Origin of the sequence: Agrobacterium sp. BT-220-3 (assembly GCF_025910175.1) — a bacterium.
Taxonomy (GTDB): domain Bacteria; phylum Pseudomonadota; class Alphaproteobacteria; order Rhizobiales; family Rhizobiaceae; genus Agrobacterium; species Agrobacterium oryzihabitans.
Window position 1 is genome coordinate 34246 of sequence record NZ_JAPAIX010000015.1, and the last position, 15847, is coordinate 50092.

The following is a 15847-nucleotide window of genomic DNA, read 5'->3' on the forward strand; positions in this document are numbered from 1 at the left end:
GTTCAGAAGGGCCAGAAGCTGGCTGCGTACTGACCCGCCTCTGTTAGCCAAGCCACAGAAGCATGATACCAGCCGATCACGGTCCCGTAGACCTTGATCAGGATCGCGAGGATCCCAACGGAGACCATACCCCACACCATCATCTTGCCGACGATGTCGGCAGACTTGGGGTCGTTTACTTCCACCAGGTAGGTGTTCTGATTACCGTCCTGCATGACACTTTAGCGATCACGGTCGTCCCGATTACGCTCCCTCTGTTCAACCTGTTCACGCTCCAACTCCTCGAGACGAGGAATGTGCTGTTGCGCGGGATCAGTCCGAGTGGTCTCGCCGCCCCGCTGGGCCGCTTCCCTGTCTCTGTTTACACTTGTCTGCTGCCTCTGAGTAGCGTCCACCGTCTCAGCGAGCTGGTGAGCCTCACGCTCCGCTTGCCCAATCGGACGTTCCTCTTCCAGATCCACCCTGAGATCGCGTTGGCGATCGTCGGCAGTATCCGCAGTTATCGGCTGCTTGTTTGACTTGTTTTCGTCCCCACGCTCTTCATTGCGCTCAATGGTCTCGATCTCCGCGCGCAGTTCCGGATCTTCGTTGGCAACATCCCGTAGATAGCCGTTTCCGGTAGCGGCGAGTTGAGCTGCATGATGAAGCGAAGCCTCAAGGCCCTTCTCATACTGCTCCCGGTTTTCGTCTCCGAGCTCGCCGGCTTCGATATGGGCGAGGCCGGAGCGATAGTGTTCCACATTTGCCATCGCATCGTTACCAGCCTCAACGACAGCCTCTCCATGCTTGGCAACAGCCGCCTCCCACTGAAGGTTAGCATTCGTCTGCTCTTGCACCTCAGATGCCGTTCTTTCCGGCGCGACGCCACTTTCTCTGGAGACGTCGCCAGCAGCGTTGCGTCCATCCTGCTCATCAAGCCCACGCTCCTTCATTTCGAGCATCTGCCTGCGCAGATCGACGATCTCGCGAGCGAGGGAGGAAACTTCTTCGAAGCCTGACCGGTCCTCTGGACCAGCGCTGCGCTGAAGGTTGAATAGAGCCGTTTCAACAGTCTTTTCGTACGCTTCGAACTCTGGGCGTGTCTGCTCGCGCATGTCCTTTGCCTCCGACAACATGTCTCTGATTGCTACCATATTGGAGCGGTAATCACCGCCGAAATCTGCATGAATGACTGCACCAGCAGGCGATTGATCCGTTTGGGCAAGGCCGTTTTCCAGATAGGAGCGATGCTGAGCGGCGTAGGCCGCAACCACTGTGTCGCCGGCGTTGACTGCAATCTTCTGCCAGGTCTCCTGCGCTTTTAGGATGTACTGGCGGCTTCTCTGGCTCGTCGCCACCACGCGCCGACCAGCTCGCTTTGCGTCATATCGCGCCTGCGCCGGATCGCTGGTGCCTACATGCTCGGTTCGACCGTCATGCTTGACGGCGCGAACCTGATTTCGCGTGAAGGCTGGCGGCGTGGCGAACTCTCGCCGATCGGTCATTTCCATATTGATGCCGTGGTCACGCGCCTTCTCGGCCATGACCTCACGCCATTGCCTGAAGGTGGCCGGAGTCGTCTCGATCCGGTCGCCCGATTCCGAACGCATGGTAACGATGGCATGAGCATGAACATGCGGCCGCTTGCCCCCCTCCCCTGCTTCTTTCGGATCGCTCTCCGGATCGTGCATAGCGAAAACGTACCGATGGCCCGCAAACTGCTCAGCCAGGAAGTCGCGAACAGCTCCTTCGAAAGCGACAGCATCCGTGCCGGCACGCGCCGACATGATCACGTGCATCACGTCACGGCTCTTGCGGCTATGCAGCTCATCCCGCCATTCCTTTTGCACCAGGTCGCCCGCAGCCTTGTCATCGGCAATCGAGCGTCCCTGATCGTCTCGAACGTCGTTCCGCTGCGCGATCAGGTCTCGCAACTTGGCAGCGCCATATTCCACGCCATTGCCATAGCCTGTGAACGAGAAAGCCGCGGGGGCCTCTTTCGCAACGGCGCTGGCGTCGAAACGCTCCTGAACGATGGCGGCCGCCTTCGCGTCAGCCGTCAGCCGCTCGCCCTGCCCGCTGCGCAACACAACATAGCCCTCGACCTTCAGCGATCCGTCGGTTCGGGTTTCGACAGAGTAAGCGTAGCGTCGATCACCAAAGCCACTGCTGAGAACGTCCCGCACCTGCTCATGCGGGTTCGAGCCGCCGGAAACGCTCACCTCGACGCTAAACGCGCCGATATCGCGGCTCTCGGTCCTGTTTTGGAAAAGGTGATCCCAATCGCCACGGAGACGCGCCAGCTCCTCACGGCCACGCAACGTCTCGCTGTTCTCGTTCTCAACCTTCAGCTCCCCCCCTCTGGAAACATAGTTGAGCATCGAGCCGACGCGGGCGCCACCACCGTAGGAAGCCAGTTTGACAACTGCTGGCTGGCTCCCTTTGGCAACGCTCGCAAGACGAACGTCCATTGATCGCATAGCACCCGAACCGGCAGCCATCGTCCTCGAAGGCGATGACACGTTGAATGCCGAAGTCCTCACCCCTCCCCTAGATGCCGACCCGCCTTTAGACATCCCAACCTGGTGCTGCAGATTCTTCAGTCTCTTCTCAAGCTCTTCCTCGACAGCCCTCCCACGGCCGCCGAGCGTCATTTCGTGCAATAGCGCCGCGCGCCTTTGCTCCCATTCGCTTGTGAAAGTGCCGAAAAAGAACTCCACGGCCTACACCTCGCCTCGGCGCTCATGCCCGGCACGGCGCGAAAGTGTCCGCAGCTCACTCATTACAGCCGCCTGAATCCGCTGTACGTTGCCAAGGTTGATGTCCAGCTCTGAGGGATGGACACCCTTTCCTGCATTCAGGGAGCGGGCTACCTGATTCAAATTGATGCCGATCATCCGCATGTCTTCGAGCAACGCGGCCATGATCAACCTGTCTTCCGCAGTCAGAATGGGTCGAACGCCAGCACCCTCGAGGAGCAGCGAACGGAAAAAAGCAGACACACTCATACCGGCCGACTTGGCCGCTTCTTCGATGGCCGAATACTCTGCATCGCTGACGCGCACGTTGATTAGACGCCCCTTGCGTTGCTTGGCTGTCGGCACTTCGATTGTGTCCTCACTCATCAATCAACTAGGCCTCCCCGGAGCTTTGCGACCCTCATCGTGGGCTTGTCCCACGATCGCAATGCAAAATGTAAAACATTTTTGCGTATCCTGCCACTCTTAACCTAAAGCACTACCCCATAATTTCAACCAAATTCCACCTCTTGATTGGCTCCGCTTCGCTTCGCACTCTTTCCGTTGGAACGCTCACCAGGGTTCACCGCCAAAACCGCTTCTGAAGGCCTTTGTCTGTCCCTCGTACTCAGGCGAAAGGGACGCTTCGCTCTTCGCCCTTGCGCCCTCCGTGCGAGCGCCAAGTGAGGCCTCACGCGGCTCCGGGGTTCACCACTCGACCTAAGCACTCGATTAAACCACACGACTAAGTCGTGTGGTTTGATAGATGTCCTAAAGCGTGTGTTCACACGCATGTTTTGATCTTAACCTGCGTGTGTTCACATGTTAGGTTTGCTTCGATGTGAAGATCTTAACGACGATACTGATGTGCCGATTGAACCCACGTCGGATCGCTAGGGGGCGGGGGAACCATTAGTCTTGAGAGGATCGTGTAATGGCAATCTGCATATCGCTGGTAAGCGGCAAGGGTGGAGCGGGCAAGACAACCGCCGTAATCCTAGTCGCTGGAGAATATGCGCTTCATGGTAAGCAAGTGCTCTTGGTCGATGCCGATGGCCGACAAAACCTGAATGAGTGGTGGTCCCGTTCCGAGGCGAAAGACAACAGGCCAGACGGCATTGAGCTTCGCACTGCAGTAACCAACGCATCACTTCAGCATATTCTGGAGAACGAAACGCATGGGTTTGACGTCGTGCTGATCGACTCGCCCGGTCAAGACACCGTACTGCGAGACACGATCATCGCCGGCTCGGACATCGTTATGACCCCGATCCAGCCAAACCAAGACGAGATTCTTGCTGCCGGCCAGGCAGCAATGGACGTGGCTGACACCTGCGATCGTACCGGGCGAAACATTCCACATCTCAACTTCAGAACCCGGATTACTCTCCCGGGACGTTCACTGGAAGCCTACCGCCTGATACGCCCCTTCATCGCAAACTTGCAGGAACAGGGATATGATTCATACCTCTTGGACACTGAGCTTTATGAGCGAAACCCATACCGCGACATCAGACTTGGATATGGGACGCTGCAAATGCTGGAGCTGAGCGACTCAGTCAAAAAGGCCCGGAGCGAGGTCATGACCTTGATGCAAGAAATTGAACGTTTCCTGCCGAACGAGCAGAAGAGGTCGTAAGATGGCTAAAGGGACTTCCAGCATATCTGATTTTCCCGTTGCACCGCGACGGTCCCGGGGGAATGTACCCAATCCAATGTCGCAGCCGGCTATAGACAACGAAGCAGAAAACGCGGTCGCCAGCCATCAACCGGACGAGGTCGCTGTCGAAGAAGCTCCTGCTCAGGTACCAGCCGTTCAGGGGCCCCCAAGATCAAGTTTGATTTTGCCCTCACCGGAGGCTCGCCGGGAGAGAGCGACGAACAAGTCGTTGGAGCGTGAGGCGTCCAGAATACGACTGCAGGAGCTCAAGCAGAACAAGGCGCGCGAGAGCAAGCACTTCGTCAATTGCCCTCTTGATTACGACACCAAGAAACGCTTGGAGCGCGCAGCCTCTGAAAACGACTTAAAAATGACGGTGATCGTCAAGGTCGCAATCGACCAGTTCCTGAAGGATAATGGTTATTGATCCTCGACCTTCGATTTCTGGCCGGGGTGGCCGTGGGCACCACCCTTGGCTTATTGATCAACCCTGAAGCAGCGGAGAAGGCAGGGATCGACATTCAGTCCATAAAGAGGACTATGCCTGTTATTGGTTCTTCTCCAGCCGAGCCGGTCAAACAAGCTGATTGGCCAACCAACGAACACGCGAAACGGGAGCTGTTCCGGTTTGCGATGTGGGACTTTGAGACACTTGGGCCGAAGTCTGAGATTTTGATCACAAGGTGCATCAGCATCGACCAGCTTTCATTGGCATGCGAAATGCGCGTGAAGCTGAGCTGGATCTCCGAAGAAAGAACGGTCGAAGGCGTTTTTCAATCCAGCGCCCACAGCTGGAACCTGATCGCTGCGAAAGCCGTGAACAGGAATGATCCCACTGGATCTTGATGTGATGGACAACGCGCCCTGAGTTGCGGATTTTATATCGAGGAGATCAGCACCCTGGCATTCATTCCCCCCACTTTTGTTAGGGCTCTGTAACTGGCGCGCAGGATGACAGTGCCTTAATGGCACGTTATGGTGCGTGATATCTGCCACAGGCGGATTTGGGGACTGAGGGAATACCGACTGTGCGGAATCTATCCGACTATATCAAATCAAGGGAACTGGTTGAGACTACAGATCCAGATTTCCAGAGACCCTTGTACCGCAAGGAGGGATTCGACGGCATAGTCAGCTTCGGCGAGATCGACGCAAAACTTTCCGCGTTCCTACTCGACGAACGCGCGAAAACTGGTCTGACCCAGAGTGATTTCGCGACCCTGGCTGGTCTCGCTCGAGTGGTCTACAGCCGCTACGAACTGAACATTTCGCGACTGACCGTCTCTCGAATGATTCACCTTTCCGAGCTCCTTGGGTTCCTGCCGATGCAGATGATTCATGCCGCAGCACCTCATCTCTACGGTAAAAATCCTGAAGAGGCCGATGATCGGGTTGAACTCTTCAGACTCATTCATGACCTCCCGCATGACACCATACGCAGTTTGATCGGTATAGTTGGCCAACTGACGCCTAAGGATGTTCTTGAAGCTCGGCAAAAAGCGGAAGCGGAGGCCGAAGCAAAAGCTGAGGCCGAACGCCAACGACTGACTAGAAAAGCGGCGAGAGTCAGCAGGAAAGGCCGTCTCCCTGGCCGGCCACCAGGTCGAAAATCATCCAAGGTCGATACACCGACAGACGATTGAAGAACGGAAAGGGCCGTCAAGTGATGGCCATTTAGGAACGCGTCGTCCCTCGTCCCTGTGGTCTATTCGATCGAGCCCACGACCCGGTACGTCGGCACTACCCCTCACCCCGTTTTCCGATCGCTGTTCGCATTGGCGCGCATCAACGACATCAGCATCGGTCCCAGTCCGAACTCCCCTCTCCTCGCCCGGCGCGTGAGATCGCGGAGATATCCACCTGCCGAGTTGATGTGCCCTGCCCTCTCCAAGATTGCAGCCATGGCAACCGCCGCGTTCTCCGGCCCCATCACCTCACAAGCTTCTTGGTAAGCCGACGGGCTAACGCCAAGCATTGATCGTACTACCACCGCGGCGCCCATCAGCTCGCGCCAATGGGAGATCGTGCCGCCGGGCCCGTATTCCGAAATCTGCGGGCAGGCTTTCAGGACCATGGACAGCGGGAACGCCTTCATCTGTTCCGGCTTTGCCAACGGCTGAGCAACCGCTTTGGGTGCTACTTCCAGCTCGACGGCTCCGCCCTGCTCTTTTCCAGAGCTAGGTTCAAGTTCATGGATGGATTCGGATTTTGAATTCTGTATGTGACAGCCATTTTGAACAGCATTGCCGTCCATATTCTGAGAATCTAACTGATTTTCCAGAAGGTTGAGGATTTCGGTGCGCAAAAGCTGAATCTCGTCGAGGATTCCCTCCACCTGGTGACGGTCAGGATTGCGGGGAAGTCGGCTGACAATGCCGACATACATGTCTTCGATGGCCTCCCAGTCGCCGTGGGCCCCCTCCTCCATCGCGGCGGAAATTAGCTTGCGTACATCACGCCGGCAGATAGTCAGCGCCTCTTTGGCCCGTCTGAACTGCAGGCGTTCGGCAGCGACTTCCTGTGCCAGGATTGCAAGTTCCGCAGCACGAGCCAAAAGTGGAGAAAGATCGAACCCGAAAGCTTGCTCGATATCGCCACACTTGTCCCGGTGAGCGTAGCGCTTCCCGTTCGGACTATCCTTGCGCTGGATGAGCCCGGATTCGACCAGTGCAGCCAGATGTCGCCGCAGGGTCGTCCCAGTGATGCCGTGCGCTCTGACAGAAAGCTGGGCGTTCGAAGGGAAGACCACCAATCCGCTATCGCAGTTGAGCTCGCTTTCCGGATAAAACGTCAGCAATGCGTCCAGCACAGTCAGCGCCCTGTCCTGGAGGCCGAGGCGTTCACGGGCCTCACAGGCGTCGCGAAACACCTTCCATTTTTCGACCGGGCGGTTTGGTTTCGTCTCGGACGCCTGAAGCTGCCTCTTCACGAGAGCAAGCACCGCCGGCCGCCGCCCAAAAGGCGTCGTCACATTTCCCGTCTGCATATTCCTTCACCTTTCTTCAGGCAAAAGAAATCCGCTCACCAAAACGATGCCAAAGACTCTTGACTGGGATTCATGGAAATGCGATTCTCGATCTTGCTAGGAATTGAGAGAGGCTTCCATGACGGAAACGTTTTGGGGGCCTTTTTCTTTTGTCGCGGTCTCTCCTCTTGACCAATTAACGAGTGTCTCGATCACACCTCTTGGTGAGTTGGATCGGACTGATTGTTGTATTCGCTTAGAAGGTCAGGCATTCGGTCCGCCAGCCAGCGCGCGAAAGCGCGTTCCTGCTTCGGGATTGAGACCGTAGTTCCAGCCGAATTACTCTTCATGCGGCCAAAAACTCGGTCACCCACGGCGAAGTCAACAATCTCTTCAGCTGGTTCCGCAGTCACTTTGTCGGCTGCAGCACTTGCAGCTCGTATCGCTTGGGCAATACGGCTGGAGCTGTCAGCGCCTCGAAACTCGACCGTGTCGATTATCTTGCGAACACGTGCTGCGCTGCTCGGATCTTTCAGCAACTCGGCAAATGCGGTCCATTTCGGGCGACCAACTCCTTTTGCTCTGCCGATCGCAAGAATGATGTCTTCGGGAACCGCCTCCGTCACTCGAAACAGATGCGATATTGCCGCTTCTGAAGCTCCCAAGATTGGGCACATGGCGCGATGGGAAAGGCCAGCACTTTTGAGCTGTACTGCCCACATTGCCTGCTCGATCCAGGTCAAGTTTTCCCGAACACCATTCTCAAGCGATTGCTCTTCAATCAATTGCCGATCGGAAAGCTCCCGAACATACGCTCGAATCTTTATGGTCTCCGGGCGATCCGCTTCTGCCATTATGGCCTTGATCGCCGCCCATCGACGGTAACCGTAGGCAAGCTGGTAATGATCCGGTTTCGTCGGATGCGGCCGAACGAGAACCGGAATTTTTTGGCCTTCGCTTGCGATGGAAACCTTAAGCGCCTCGAGCTCTTTGGCCGCATCTTCGTCGTTGCTAAAGCGATCTCTATAGGGGGAGCGGTCGATACGGTCAGGATCGAGTGAAATGACACTATCTTCGGTGAGCTGTGTCAGTGCTCGACCCACATTAGAAATGACCGGTGAAGAGTGCCGCCGCGCCAGCGAGGGCTTGTCAGACGCGTCCGACACCACAGTAGATTCTGTCCGGTTTTCGGCGGCCGCCATTCGCTGAAGGATGCTTTTCTTCATGTGCTACGCCCCCAAACTTTGTGAACGAGGTCGAGGATTTCGGAGTTAACTCGATCAGCGCTCTCAATTGCACGCTTCAACGCTTCACGACCGACCTCGCCCGACTCGAGCTCGTATAGGGTCTTCTTCGCTACCGCTGCACCGGCGATTGCCGTCGATTCGAGCGCCTCCGCAACCAGTACATCATCACCAAACAATCGGCGCATGACTCCAGACATGTACTTCTGAGGCCCGTCATTCGGGTTCACGCGGGTGAGCAGGAAACGGAAAAAGTCATGCTCAAATTTTGCTCCAAACTGCCCCAGCACCTCCGATAGATCGGAGATCATGATCAGGAACTGATTGCACGATGCAACGTCGAGCATCGCCGGGTGAACGGTAATGATTAAGGACGTTGCTGCGTAAAGAGCGGCGAGCGTTGAGTATCCAAGGGACGGTGGGGTGTCGATGATAACGATATCGTATCGATCATCGACGCGGGCCAGAGCACTGCTTAACCGCTCGAAAAACAAACCCAAGTCATCTCTGGTTTTCGAGGTCAGATAGGACGGGGTATCAAACTCAAAGTCCATTAGCTCCAGATTGCCAGGAACTAGATCTACACCCGGGAAATAGGTTGGCCGGATCACTTCAGCGAGCGGCCGCCTCTCATTGTCATATCGAATGGCTGCATAGGCTGTTTGATTCTCGCCGAGATCGAACTCGGGCTGAATACCAAATAGCGCAGTCATCGATGCTTGCGGATCAAGATCAAGACACAGGACCCGATAACCCTGAAGCCCTAGAAAATGTGCAAGATGGATAGAAGTGGTTGTCTTGGAACTACCACCTTTAAAATTCGCCGTAGCAATTACCTGAAGCTTTTCCCCTTTGCGACGATGCGGAAGCAGCTCGCCAGCTTCGTCCGGACGAAGTTCGGCCAGGAATGCCCTCAGTTCCTTGACCTGTTCTATCGTGTAGGTTCGCCTGTTGTTTTCTGCACGCTCGGGCAAAGGCCCCTTCCCTTCCAACGTCAACTGGCGAAGAGTACTTTCCGGAACCTTGAGTAGCCTCACTAGGTCAAGGGTTGAGAATGTCCGACCAAATGTTTTCTGCGCAGAGGGTGGATAAACAGCCTCACGCATATCGTTCAGCTCCGCCGAGAGTTTCGAGGTGTAGACCCCGATCTTCGACGCAGTGTCTCTGACGCTCTGAGAAGCTGGCTGCAACATTCAATCCTCTTGACGGTTCTGACCACTTTACGAGATCATTTCCGTCAGGGATGCCAGACTGACACCGATTCTTCAAGGCGTTTTTCGTTAACAAGAAGTTAACGCATCAAGGATGCCCGACTTTACAGTTGTAAAGTTTTGGGTCGATGCGCATGAGGCCCGACAGTTATGCCAGGGGCCCTACCCTTTAGAAGAGCTGAACTGTCGCAGATAGTCAGTGACTGCCTGAGCCTTTGCGGCGGCAGTGATGACTGCACGTGAATCCTGCTTGAGCACCTTGAGCCAGTTTTCAACGTAAGCCGCGGTGTTATCTCGCGGATCATGCTCGATGCCAAGATCGGCGCAGACGAACGCGGCTGAGATCTCGGCAACAAGCTCCTCCATGGCGTAGGCCTCACTGCCGAACCGCCCACTCAGATCACGACCCAAACGTGCCTTTGCACCACTCCAATGAGAAATTTCATGAAGAACAGTGCTGTAAAGGTGAACCTCGCTGAGGAACCGCCCCCGATCCGGAATCAGAATGTCATCGAGACCAGGGCGATAACAAGCCTGCTTGCCGCCGTAGGTGATCTTCGCGCCAGTGCGATCTATGAAGGATTCGACGTTTTCGAGAACTGGAACGGCATCCATTAGCAAATCATCGGCCGGGCTCTTGAAGCGGTCAGGCAGGTTATCGACCTGCTCGACGTTGAAGACAGCGTAGCCCTTGAGATAGGGGACTGCGCGATCGTCCGCCTCCTGATCCTTCGGCGTGAAGGTGCCGTACTTGACGACGAGGGTTCCTTGTTCGCCCTTGCGGACCTGGGCGCCAAGCTCCTGAGCCTGCCGGTAAGTCATCCATGTGTTTTCGTCGTAGCCGGCGAGTTGCCCGGAGAGCCACAGCATGACCACGTTGATGCCGCGATAGGCTTCGCCGGAGGCACGCAGCGGCGTAGCCGACCTGCGAACATTTCCGCGCCATGGCCGAATCCAGGGCTTGGTGCCGGCCTCGAGCTGCTGGATGATGGTGTCGGTGATCCGCTGGTAGGTGTCCTTTACGCTCTGCATTGCCGTCTCCTGTTCGTTGGTTGACGGCAAAGATCCGAAGATAGCGAAACGAGCCCATGCACCCGTAGGGCCGCAACGGAGTGTAGGACCGCGCAAGCGGTTGAATGGGTGAGGGGCTATCGTAGTTTGTCCGTCAAACCATCCAACGGACAGGAGAGGGCGCTGAGCGTAGGCACCCCGACCGACGACACGGGCCCTCAATGCAGCGTCAGGGCCGCAGATCAGCGCTCTCGGTCGTCTTGGTCACGGTTTCGCTGGCGATCGGCAAGCTGCTGCGCTTCGATAGCCTTAAGCTCGGCATTGATGTGCTGCGACTTAGGCTCTTGGGCCTTTTGCTGACCTGGCTGCGAATGGGCATTTTGGACCTGTTCCGGCCGACCCAGAGCCTTGAAATCAGATCGAGCGGTGAACTTCACCTCCTCGTCGTCAAGAGGCATCCGCTCGGGAAGGTCAGCGCGGTCAACGGCCACAATCCCCCCATCGGTCACGAGACTCGCCACGCGATTGTCATGCCCGAGAACCTGCCCTTCGATCACTTCGCCCGGGCGGGCCGTGCGGATATTGTGCTCGAAGGGTTTCTCGCCAGCCTGCTCAAGATCTGACATGGCGCTGCGGATCGCCTCGCGGCGGTTAGGATCCATTGCATCCTGGATGAGGTGCTTCATCGCAGGACTGGACGGATCATTCGTGGTCTCAATGGATGCCTCAATCATGCGAGGTTTGGTGATGACGGTCAGATCGATGTCATGCCCATAGGTGCGGCCCAATGAGACCACCAGAGCTTCGTTTGCCCTTCCATTGCCTTCGCGGAAGGCATGAACATAGTTCAACTCAGATAGGACGTGAGCGGCCTTCTCGGCGAACTGCTCAGGTGTGGCGGCTCGCAAGCCCTGAACGTCTCTAGCAGGCCTCAGCGCCTCGTTGAGACCCATTTCGATGCGCGAGCCGGGGAGGAAAGTCGTATCGCCCTTCGAAAGCCCGCCTACCGGCTCTACCCGATGCCCATCGACGACAGGACTTTCATTTCGCGTATGTCCTGCCCATTCATAGACATCTTGAAAGATGTAGCCGTGCAGAGCCTTCAGATGCGCTGCGTCGTGATTCCCGGTCGGGCCTTTTCCCTCAGCCAGCTCCGTTTGCCTCAAAGCCGTAAAAGCGTATTCGGCCTCACGTAGCGCCGAATGGCTCCTGATATCCAGCTTGTTCTTCAGAACATCCCTTAAATCCTTATCCTCTGAAGTGTTTGGATAGGTGTAGGAGCCTTTGGCTCCATCATCGCGGGCCAAGCGAAACCTCATGCAAAAAAGCCGCCTGAGATCACAGGCGGCCGCGAGAAATATCTAAGTGATTATCAAGCCCGCTTGAAGCGGGCCTGCAACTCTTGGCGCATTTCCTCGGAAGTGATGTCTCCCGCAACGTAACGGCCGTTTGCTTCTTCCAAAACCGGATCGCCAGTGTAACCCTGCCGCATATTGGCGGCACGAGCCTGATCGACGGCTTTCTGTCGGGCTGCAACAGCTTCCGGAGAGCGATCGGGGCGAGGGGCATGAACGTTCATTGGCAGAGCCTCCAGTTACTGTTTCACTTAGCACAAAAAGAGCCGAATATCCAGAGAATGCGGGGTAATCAGCTCTTTTATGGTGGGAGCCCGATCAGAGATCGGGCCTCCCAGGGCGATCAATCGCGGGGTTCCCATTCGATGATGGCCTGCAGTGCCACGTCATCTTGGCCGGGGTAGCGGCCCAAGTTGGCGTTGAAGCCGAGGCGCTTGATGGAGAGGGTGTAGTACGGCTTCCCTTCTCCGCTGGTCTTCTTCCAGATGCCGCCAACTTCGATGTCGTGGCCGCGAGGTGATTTGGCATAGACGCGATGCGTCGGAGCCTTTTCGTTGGTGGAGTCGAAAGGTGTAACCTTGATGTCCAGGTCCCGGTCGATGGTGGAGATGAGGCCGGTTCCCTTGGCGTTGTCGATGTCGTCTTTGTCGAACTGAATGAAGTTGGTCATGCTCATGTTAATCACTCCTCTATGGTGGTTGCGATGATCGTTCATTTAGGCACGGCGAAAAGCGGTGCGCACCGTAGGCCGGAGCGCAGCGAAGGAGGCTGGCCGGGGACAAATTTTGTTTCGCGAGGAAGCCGAAGGCGGGGGAAATTTGGAGACGAACGGCTTTGCGCCAACCGCGTCGCCGTGCGAACGGGCATCAAGAGCAACCACTTTGGAGGTGTGGGGCCTGAGCGCTTGCAGCAATACGTCACCTCGACAAATGGGACATCGGCACAGGTCAAGGGCGGGATTGTGCTGAATGCAGCCGAACCAGCAGCCTGAAACAAGAGGCTGGGGTAACCGATGGTTTCGCCAAAACGTGAGATCTCGCCATCTGTTGCCCATTTGAGCGCCGCCAGTCGTTCAGTTGCCGGAATGGCTGCGGCGATAGGAGGAGGGCGATTCAACCTGAGCGCCCCACAAGCCTTGGCCTCGCTGTCGAGCTCTTGCCTCGGCGCGGCGATACTGGTCCAGATCGATCGGGTGGGATCTTGGCAGATAACGCAACAGGAGGCTGGCTTGGCCCGCCTTCACCATTTCAAGGCCAATATCCGAGCCATCGACGAAGCACTGGCCGACAAGGCGTTTGTACTGGTCTCGATCGACTTCAATGCAGCGGACATGCTTGCCATCGATCAAGCTGGCGAGGAACCGTCGTGCCTCGATGCCGCACCTCCATATCGCGCCATTCCTGAAGCCGGTTTGATCGCGCTCACAAGCATCAATAGCCGCAATGCGGATCCTCTGCTGACGAATGCTGAAGGTGTCTCCATCAATCACGCGCGCCTGGCCTGAAAAATCGGCCGACGCAGCGGAGGCAGTGAACAGAAGCGCAGCCAGCGCGGCTCCCACCAAGCGAATATTCATCAAGCGCGCGCCTCCATAGAATTGCGGGCTGCCAACCCAAATACCGAGCGGTTCAGATGAAGCTCTCCGATCGCGGCTCGGTCTGTCATGGCCCGCAAATACCCGCCAGGCGAGCTGATTTCGGCGCGCGTGTATTTCTCAAAGGTCAGAGCGATCGCAACCGCAGCCGCCTGCTGGCCCATTCGTTCCACGGCCCGCAGGCGCGCATCCTCGGACACGCCGGCGATGCGGCAAAGTTTGGGAGCGATCCGGTCCAGGTCCGCCCAGCTACGCGGGGGCTCGTAGCCATATTCGGCAAGGCTTGGCGTAGCCCGCCACACATCTTTCAGCGCCACAAGTGAAGGCCGCACTTGCAGTTGCCTATTGCTTTGGCGCGAACGGCTCCCCAGGCTTTCCTCAAAAGCCCTCTTGCTGGCGGAGCCAGCCCTTAACGAACTGATTTGTTCGCCGTTAGGCGAACGCCGTTCATCATTACGAGCTTCAAAAGGTCTTGGGGTTGTAATCTGTATGTGCATGTCGTTTTCGACATCCGCGCATGTCGGATTTGCATCTATGTCGGGCGCTTGCGGGGACCGATTCACGTTGCGCAATCGGTCGGCAAGCCACTCCAAAAGCATTGTTGCCTTCCGGAGGACATGGGCCGGTGCGTGCTTGGCCGATCCTATGAAAGCCGCGATCTTCTCAACACGGGACCCGATCCGCCCGAGAATGGCTTCCCCTCGCTCGGTTGAGGACGCCAGAGCATATCTCGCGGCACGCAGAGCGTCCCGGAAGCGACGCGCCGCGCTGTCGCGCACTCGAATCTCTTCCCGCTTCTGGCGCACCAGCTGATCAAGTTCATGGTGCCGAGCGATCAGGACACGCAGATCAATGCCGCAGGCGTCGGCAATATCACCTTCGCCGTCACGGATCGGGTAGCGCTTGAAATTCGCACTGTCCTGCATGGTGACAAGGCCGAGGTCGTACAATCGGGAGAGAATCCGGCTTACGCGCCCTGGCGACTTGTTGATGTCATAGCCGAGCTGTCGGTTCGACTTGTAGACGATCGGCCGCCCTCCTTTGTCGAAGGCGTCTGCCTTGGCGGTCGTTATGATGGCTTCCAGCAACGCATATTCTGCGGTCGTAACCATCCCGATTGTCATCAGGTTTCTTGCAAGTACCGCCAGCTGGCCGCGCGTCACCGTTCCGATTTCCGTTGACTGCGCCAGTCGCCGGAATTCGGCTCGCTCCTTCGTCATTCTGCGACCTGTCGGCCGCTTGTGTTGTGTGGGTTCCCCCATCGTCCGTCTCCTGTCAGAGGCCAGACAAAGCTCCGCCGTTCACCGAAAAGGTGTTTTGATTATTGACATCGGAGGGGAGGTCTGCGAGAACGGTTTTGGCTTATTATTACCGAACTGCAGACCGCTTCCGGATTCTTCGGGAGCGGTTTTTCTTTTCTGGGCCGGGTGTTATCTCCAAAAAGCTGTTAGAATGTGTGAGTCGGAATCGGTTACGGTTCCGCTCGTTACGATTTGTAGCCTGAGATACCGAATTGATGCAAGTTGACACATTTCCGCGCTGCTGCGCCGATTCAGCCGGCATCTGAAATAGCGCTTACGTTTCAATTTGTTAGCATGCTTTTCCGCGTCTTCCCTCTCTTCACGCTGAAATCTTGAACGTTTCCAGAGTAGGATTTACCCCCCGTTATTGTTGGGGAAATTCAACCGGGTGGGGAGGAGAGTTTGAGAGGAGGGGGCGCGGGCCTCCTCTCAACAAGCGGCCTGATGTGCCGTTCCCCGATACGTTTCTGCCTCCCAGGCACCTGCGAAAGCGCCCGCATTGGCTCGATGCCAAAGCGGGCGCTAAGGTGCGATCTTGCAGTAAACTCAGCCGCGCTGAATAGCCTCCTCAAAGTGGGTCGGTGGCAGATCGAAGGCCTTTAGCGCTGTATCGAGTGCCTTTTGCACGTCATCCCAATCAACATGCTCCGGATCGTTCAGGTAGGCGTTGATTAGCTGGCAGCAGCTTTCGGCGGCAAGGGTCGGATCAGGTACGGAATCAAGCATGGCTTGTCCTCTGGAATAGGGGAGCCGGTCACGCTGGAGGACGTGACCGGCGGAAAGCAGCGG

Annotated in this window: 17 protein-coding genes; 4 read left to right on the plus strand and 13 right to left on the minus strand. The window is 56.7% G+C overall.

Features of this window, described 5'->3' with window-relative positions; genetic code table 11:
- Positions 1–2 precede the first annotated feature (2 nt).
- Genes OK142_RS23145 through OK142_RS23155 form a run of 3 tightly spaced genes read right to left on the minus strand, consistent with a single transcriptional unit; the run spans position 3 to position 3104 of the window.
- Complete coding sequence (locus OK142_RS23145) at positions 3–215, minus strand: hypothetical protein (RefSeq protein ID WP_052642558.1); 213 nt, start codon at positions 213–215, stop codon at positions 3–5.
- A gap of 6 nt (positions 216–221) precedes the next feature.
- Positions 222–2699: a relaxase/mobilization nuclease domain-containing protein gene (locus OK142_RS23150; protein ID WP_498685485.1), complete on the minus strand. Its 2478-nt coding sequence runs from the start codon at positions 2697–2699 to the stop codon at positions 222–224.
- 3 nt (positions 2700–2702) lie between these two features.
- The gene (locus OK142_RS23155; protein WP_107341890.1) at positions 2703–3104 is read right to left on the minus strand and encodes a DUF6290 family protein; all 402 of its coding nucleotides are present in this window, start codon (positions 3102–3104) and stop codon (positions 2703–2705) included.
- Positions 3105–3651: 547 nt separating this feature from the next.
- Between OK142_RS23155 and OK142_RS23160 the strand changes: the two genes are divergently transcribed.
- The 4 genes from OK142_RS23160 to OK142_RS23175 all read left to right on the plus strand — a co-directional run bounded on the left by OK142_RS23160 (position 3652) and on the right by OK142_RS23175 (position 6020).
- Positions 3652–4356 carry a ParA family protein gene (locus OK142_RS23160; RefSeq protein WP_137040027.1) on the plus strand — a complete coding sequence of 235 codons (705 nt, stop codon included), beginning with the start codon at positions 3652–3654 and terminating at the stop codon, positions 4354–4356.
- A 76-nt stretch (positions 4357–4432) separates the two neighbouring features.
- The gene (locus tag OK142_RS23165) at positions 4433–4804 is read left to right on the plus strand and encodes a hypothetical protein (protein WP_234823862.1); all 372 of its coding nucleotides are present in this window, start codon (positions 4433–4435) and stop codon (positions 4802–4804) included.
- On the plus strand, positions 4801–5223 hold the full coding sequence (locus tag OK142_RS23170; protein WP_107341962.1) for a hypothetical protein: 423 nt from the start codon (positions 4801–4803) through the stop codon (positions 5221–5223). Before OK142_RS23165 ends, OK142_RS23170 begins: the two co-directional genes overlap by 4 nt.
- 182 nt (positions 5224–5405) lie before the next feature.
- Entirely contained in the window at positions 5406–6020 is a 615-nt protein-coding gene (locus OK142_RS23175) for a helix-turn-helix domain-containing protein (protein WP_234823861.1), read from the plus strand.
- A 104-nt stretch (positions 6021–6124) separates the two neighbouring features.
- On the opposite strand, the gene repC (OK142_RS23180) is transcribed toward OK142_RS23175, so the two are convergent.
- The 10 genes from repC (OK142_RS23180) to OK142_RS23225 form a co-directional block, all read right to left on the minus strand.
- Positions 6125–7363, minus strand: coding sequence for a plasmid replication protein RepC (repC, locus tag OK142_RS23180; protein WP_137040028.1), 1239 nt, complete (start codon positions 7361–7363; stop codon positions 6125–6127).
- Between the two features lie 191 nt (positions 7364–7554).
- Entirely contained in the window at positions 7555–8568 is a 1014-nt protein-coding gene (gene repB, locus OK142_RS23185; RefSeq protein ID WP_137040029.1) for a plasmid partitioning protein RepB, read from the minus strand.
- Positions 8565–9779, minus strand: a complete 1215-nt coding sequence (gene repA, locus OK142_RS23190) for a plasmid partitioning protein RepA (RefSeq protein WP_102022175.1) — start codon at positions 9777–9779, stop codon at positions 8565–8567. The genes repB and repA overlap by 4 nt, the downstream gene beginning before the upstream one ends.
- A gap of 180 nt (positions 9780–9959) precedes the next feature.
- Positions 9960–10829 (minus strand): ArdC family protein, encoded by an 870-nt coding sequence (locus tag OK142_RS23195; RefSeq protein WP_107341936.1) that lies wholly within the window; start codon positions 10827–10829, stop codon positions 9960–9962.
- A gap of 221 nt (positions 10830–11050) precedes the next feature.
- Entirely contained in the window at positions 11051–12115 is a 1065-nt protein-coding gene (locus tag OK142_RS23200) for a Fic/DOC family protein (RefSeq protein WP_234823858.1), read from the minus strand.
- A gap of 65 nt (positions 12116–12180) precedes the next feature.
- A complete protein-coding gene (locus OK142_RS23205) occupies positions 12181–12387 on the minus strand; it encodes an antitoxin VbhA family protein (RefSeq protein ID WP_107341934.1) in 207 nt (68 codons plus the stop codon).
- Positions 12388–12506: 119 nt separating this feature from the next.
- A complete protein-coding gene (locus tag OK142_RS23210) occupies positions 12507–12839 on the minus strand; it encodes a DUF736 family protein (protein WP_102022171.1) in 333 nt (110 codons plus the stop codon).
- Between the two features lie 396 nt (positions 12840–13235).
- Positions 13236–13739 (minus strand): thermonuclease family protein, encoded by a 504-nt coding sequence (locus OK142_RS23215; protein WP_173995126.1) that lies wholly within the window; start codon positions 13737–13739, stop codon positions 13236–13238.
- Positions 13739–14977 (minus strand): plasmid replication protein RepC, encoded by a 1239-nt coding sequence (gene repC / locus OK142_RS23220; protein WP_498685492.1) that lies wholly within the window; start codon positions 14975–14977, stop codon positions 13739–13741. Before repC (OK142_RS23220) ends, OK142_RS23215 begins: the two co-directional genes overlap by 1 nt.
- Positions 14978–15604: 627 nt before the next feature.
- Positions 15605–15784, minus strand: a complete 180-nt coding sequence (locus OK142_RS23225) for a hypothetical protein (RefSeq protein WP_052642527.1) — start codon at positions 15782–15784, stop codon at positions 15605–15607.
- Positions 15785–15847 lie beyond the last annotated feature (63 nt).

Coding starts and splice junctions, on each gene's coding strand:
- OK142_RS23155 (WP_107341890.1), bottom strand. CDS start 3,104: ATGAGTGAGGACACAATCGAAGTGCCGACAGCCAAGCAACGCAAGGGG.
- repA (WP_102022175.1), bottom strand. CDS start 9,779: ATGTTGCAGCCAGCTTCTCAGAGCGTCAGAGACACTGCGTCGAAGATC.
- repC (WP_498685492.1), bottom strand. CDS start 14,977: ATGACGAAGGAGCGAGCCGAATTCCGGCGACTGGCGCAGTCAACGGAA.
- OK142_RS23165 (WP_234823862.1), top strand. CDS start 4,433: ATGTCGCAGCCGGCTATAGACAACGAAGCAGAAAACGCGGTCGCCAGC.
- OK142_RS23205 (WP_107341934.1), bottom strand. CDS start 12,387: ATGAACGTTCATGCCCCTCGCCCCGATCGCTCTCCGGAAGCTGTTGCA.
- OK142_RS23215 (WP_173995126.1), bottom strand. CDS start 13,739: ATGAATATTCGCTTGGTGGGAGCCGCGCTGGCTGCGCTTCTGTTCACT.
- repB (WP_137040029.1), bottom strand. CDS start 8,568: ATGAAGAAAAGCATCCTTCAGCGAATGGCGGCCGCCGAAAACCGGACA.
- OK142_RS23160 (WP_137040027.1), top strand. CDS start 3,652: ATGGCAATCTGCATATCGCTGGTAAGCGGCAAGGGTGGAGCGGGCAAG.
- OK142_RS23145 (WP_052642558.1), bottom strand. CDS start 215: ATGCAGGACGGTAATCAGAACACCTACCTGGTGGAAGTAAACGACCCC.
- OK142_RS23225 (WP_052642527.1), bottom strand. CDS start 15,784: ATGCTTGATTCCGTACCTGATCCGACCCTTGCCGCCGAAAGCTGCTGC.
- repC (WP_137040028.1), bottom strand. CDS start 7,363: ATGCAGACGGGAAATGTGACGACGCCTTTTGGGCGGCGGCCGGCGGTG.
- OK142_RS23210 (WP_102022171.1), bottom strand. CDS start 12,839: ATGAGCATGACCAACTTCATTCAGTTCGACAAAGACGACATCGACAAC.
- OK142_RS23195 (WP_107341936.1), bottom strand. CDS start 10,829: ATGCAGAGCGTAAAGGACACCTACCAGCGGATCACCGACACCATCATC.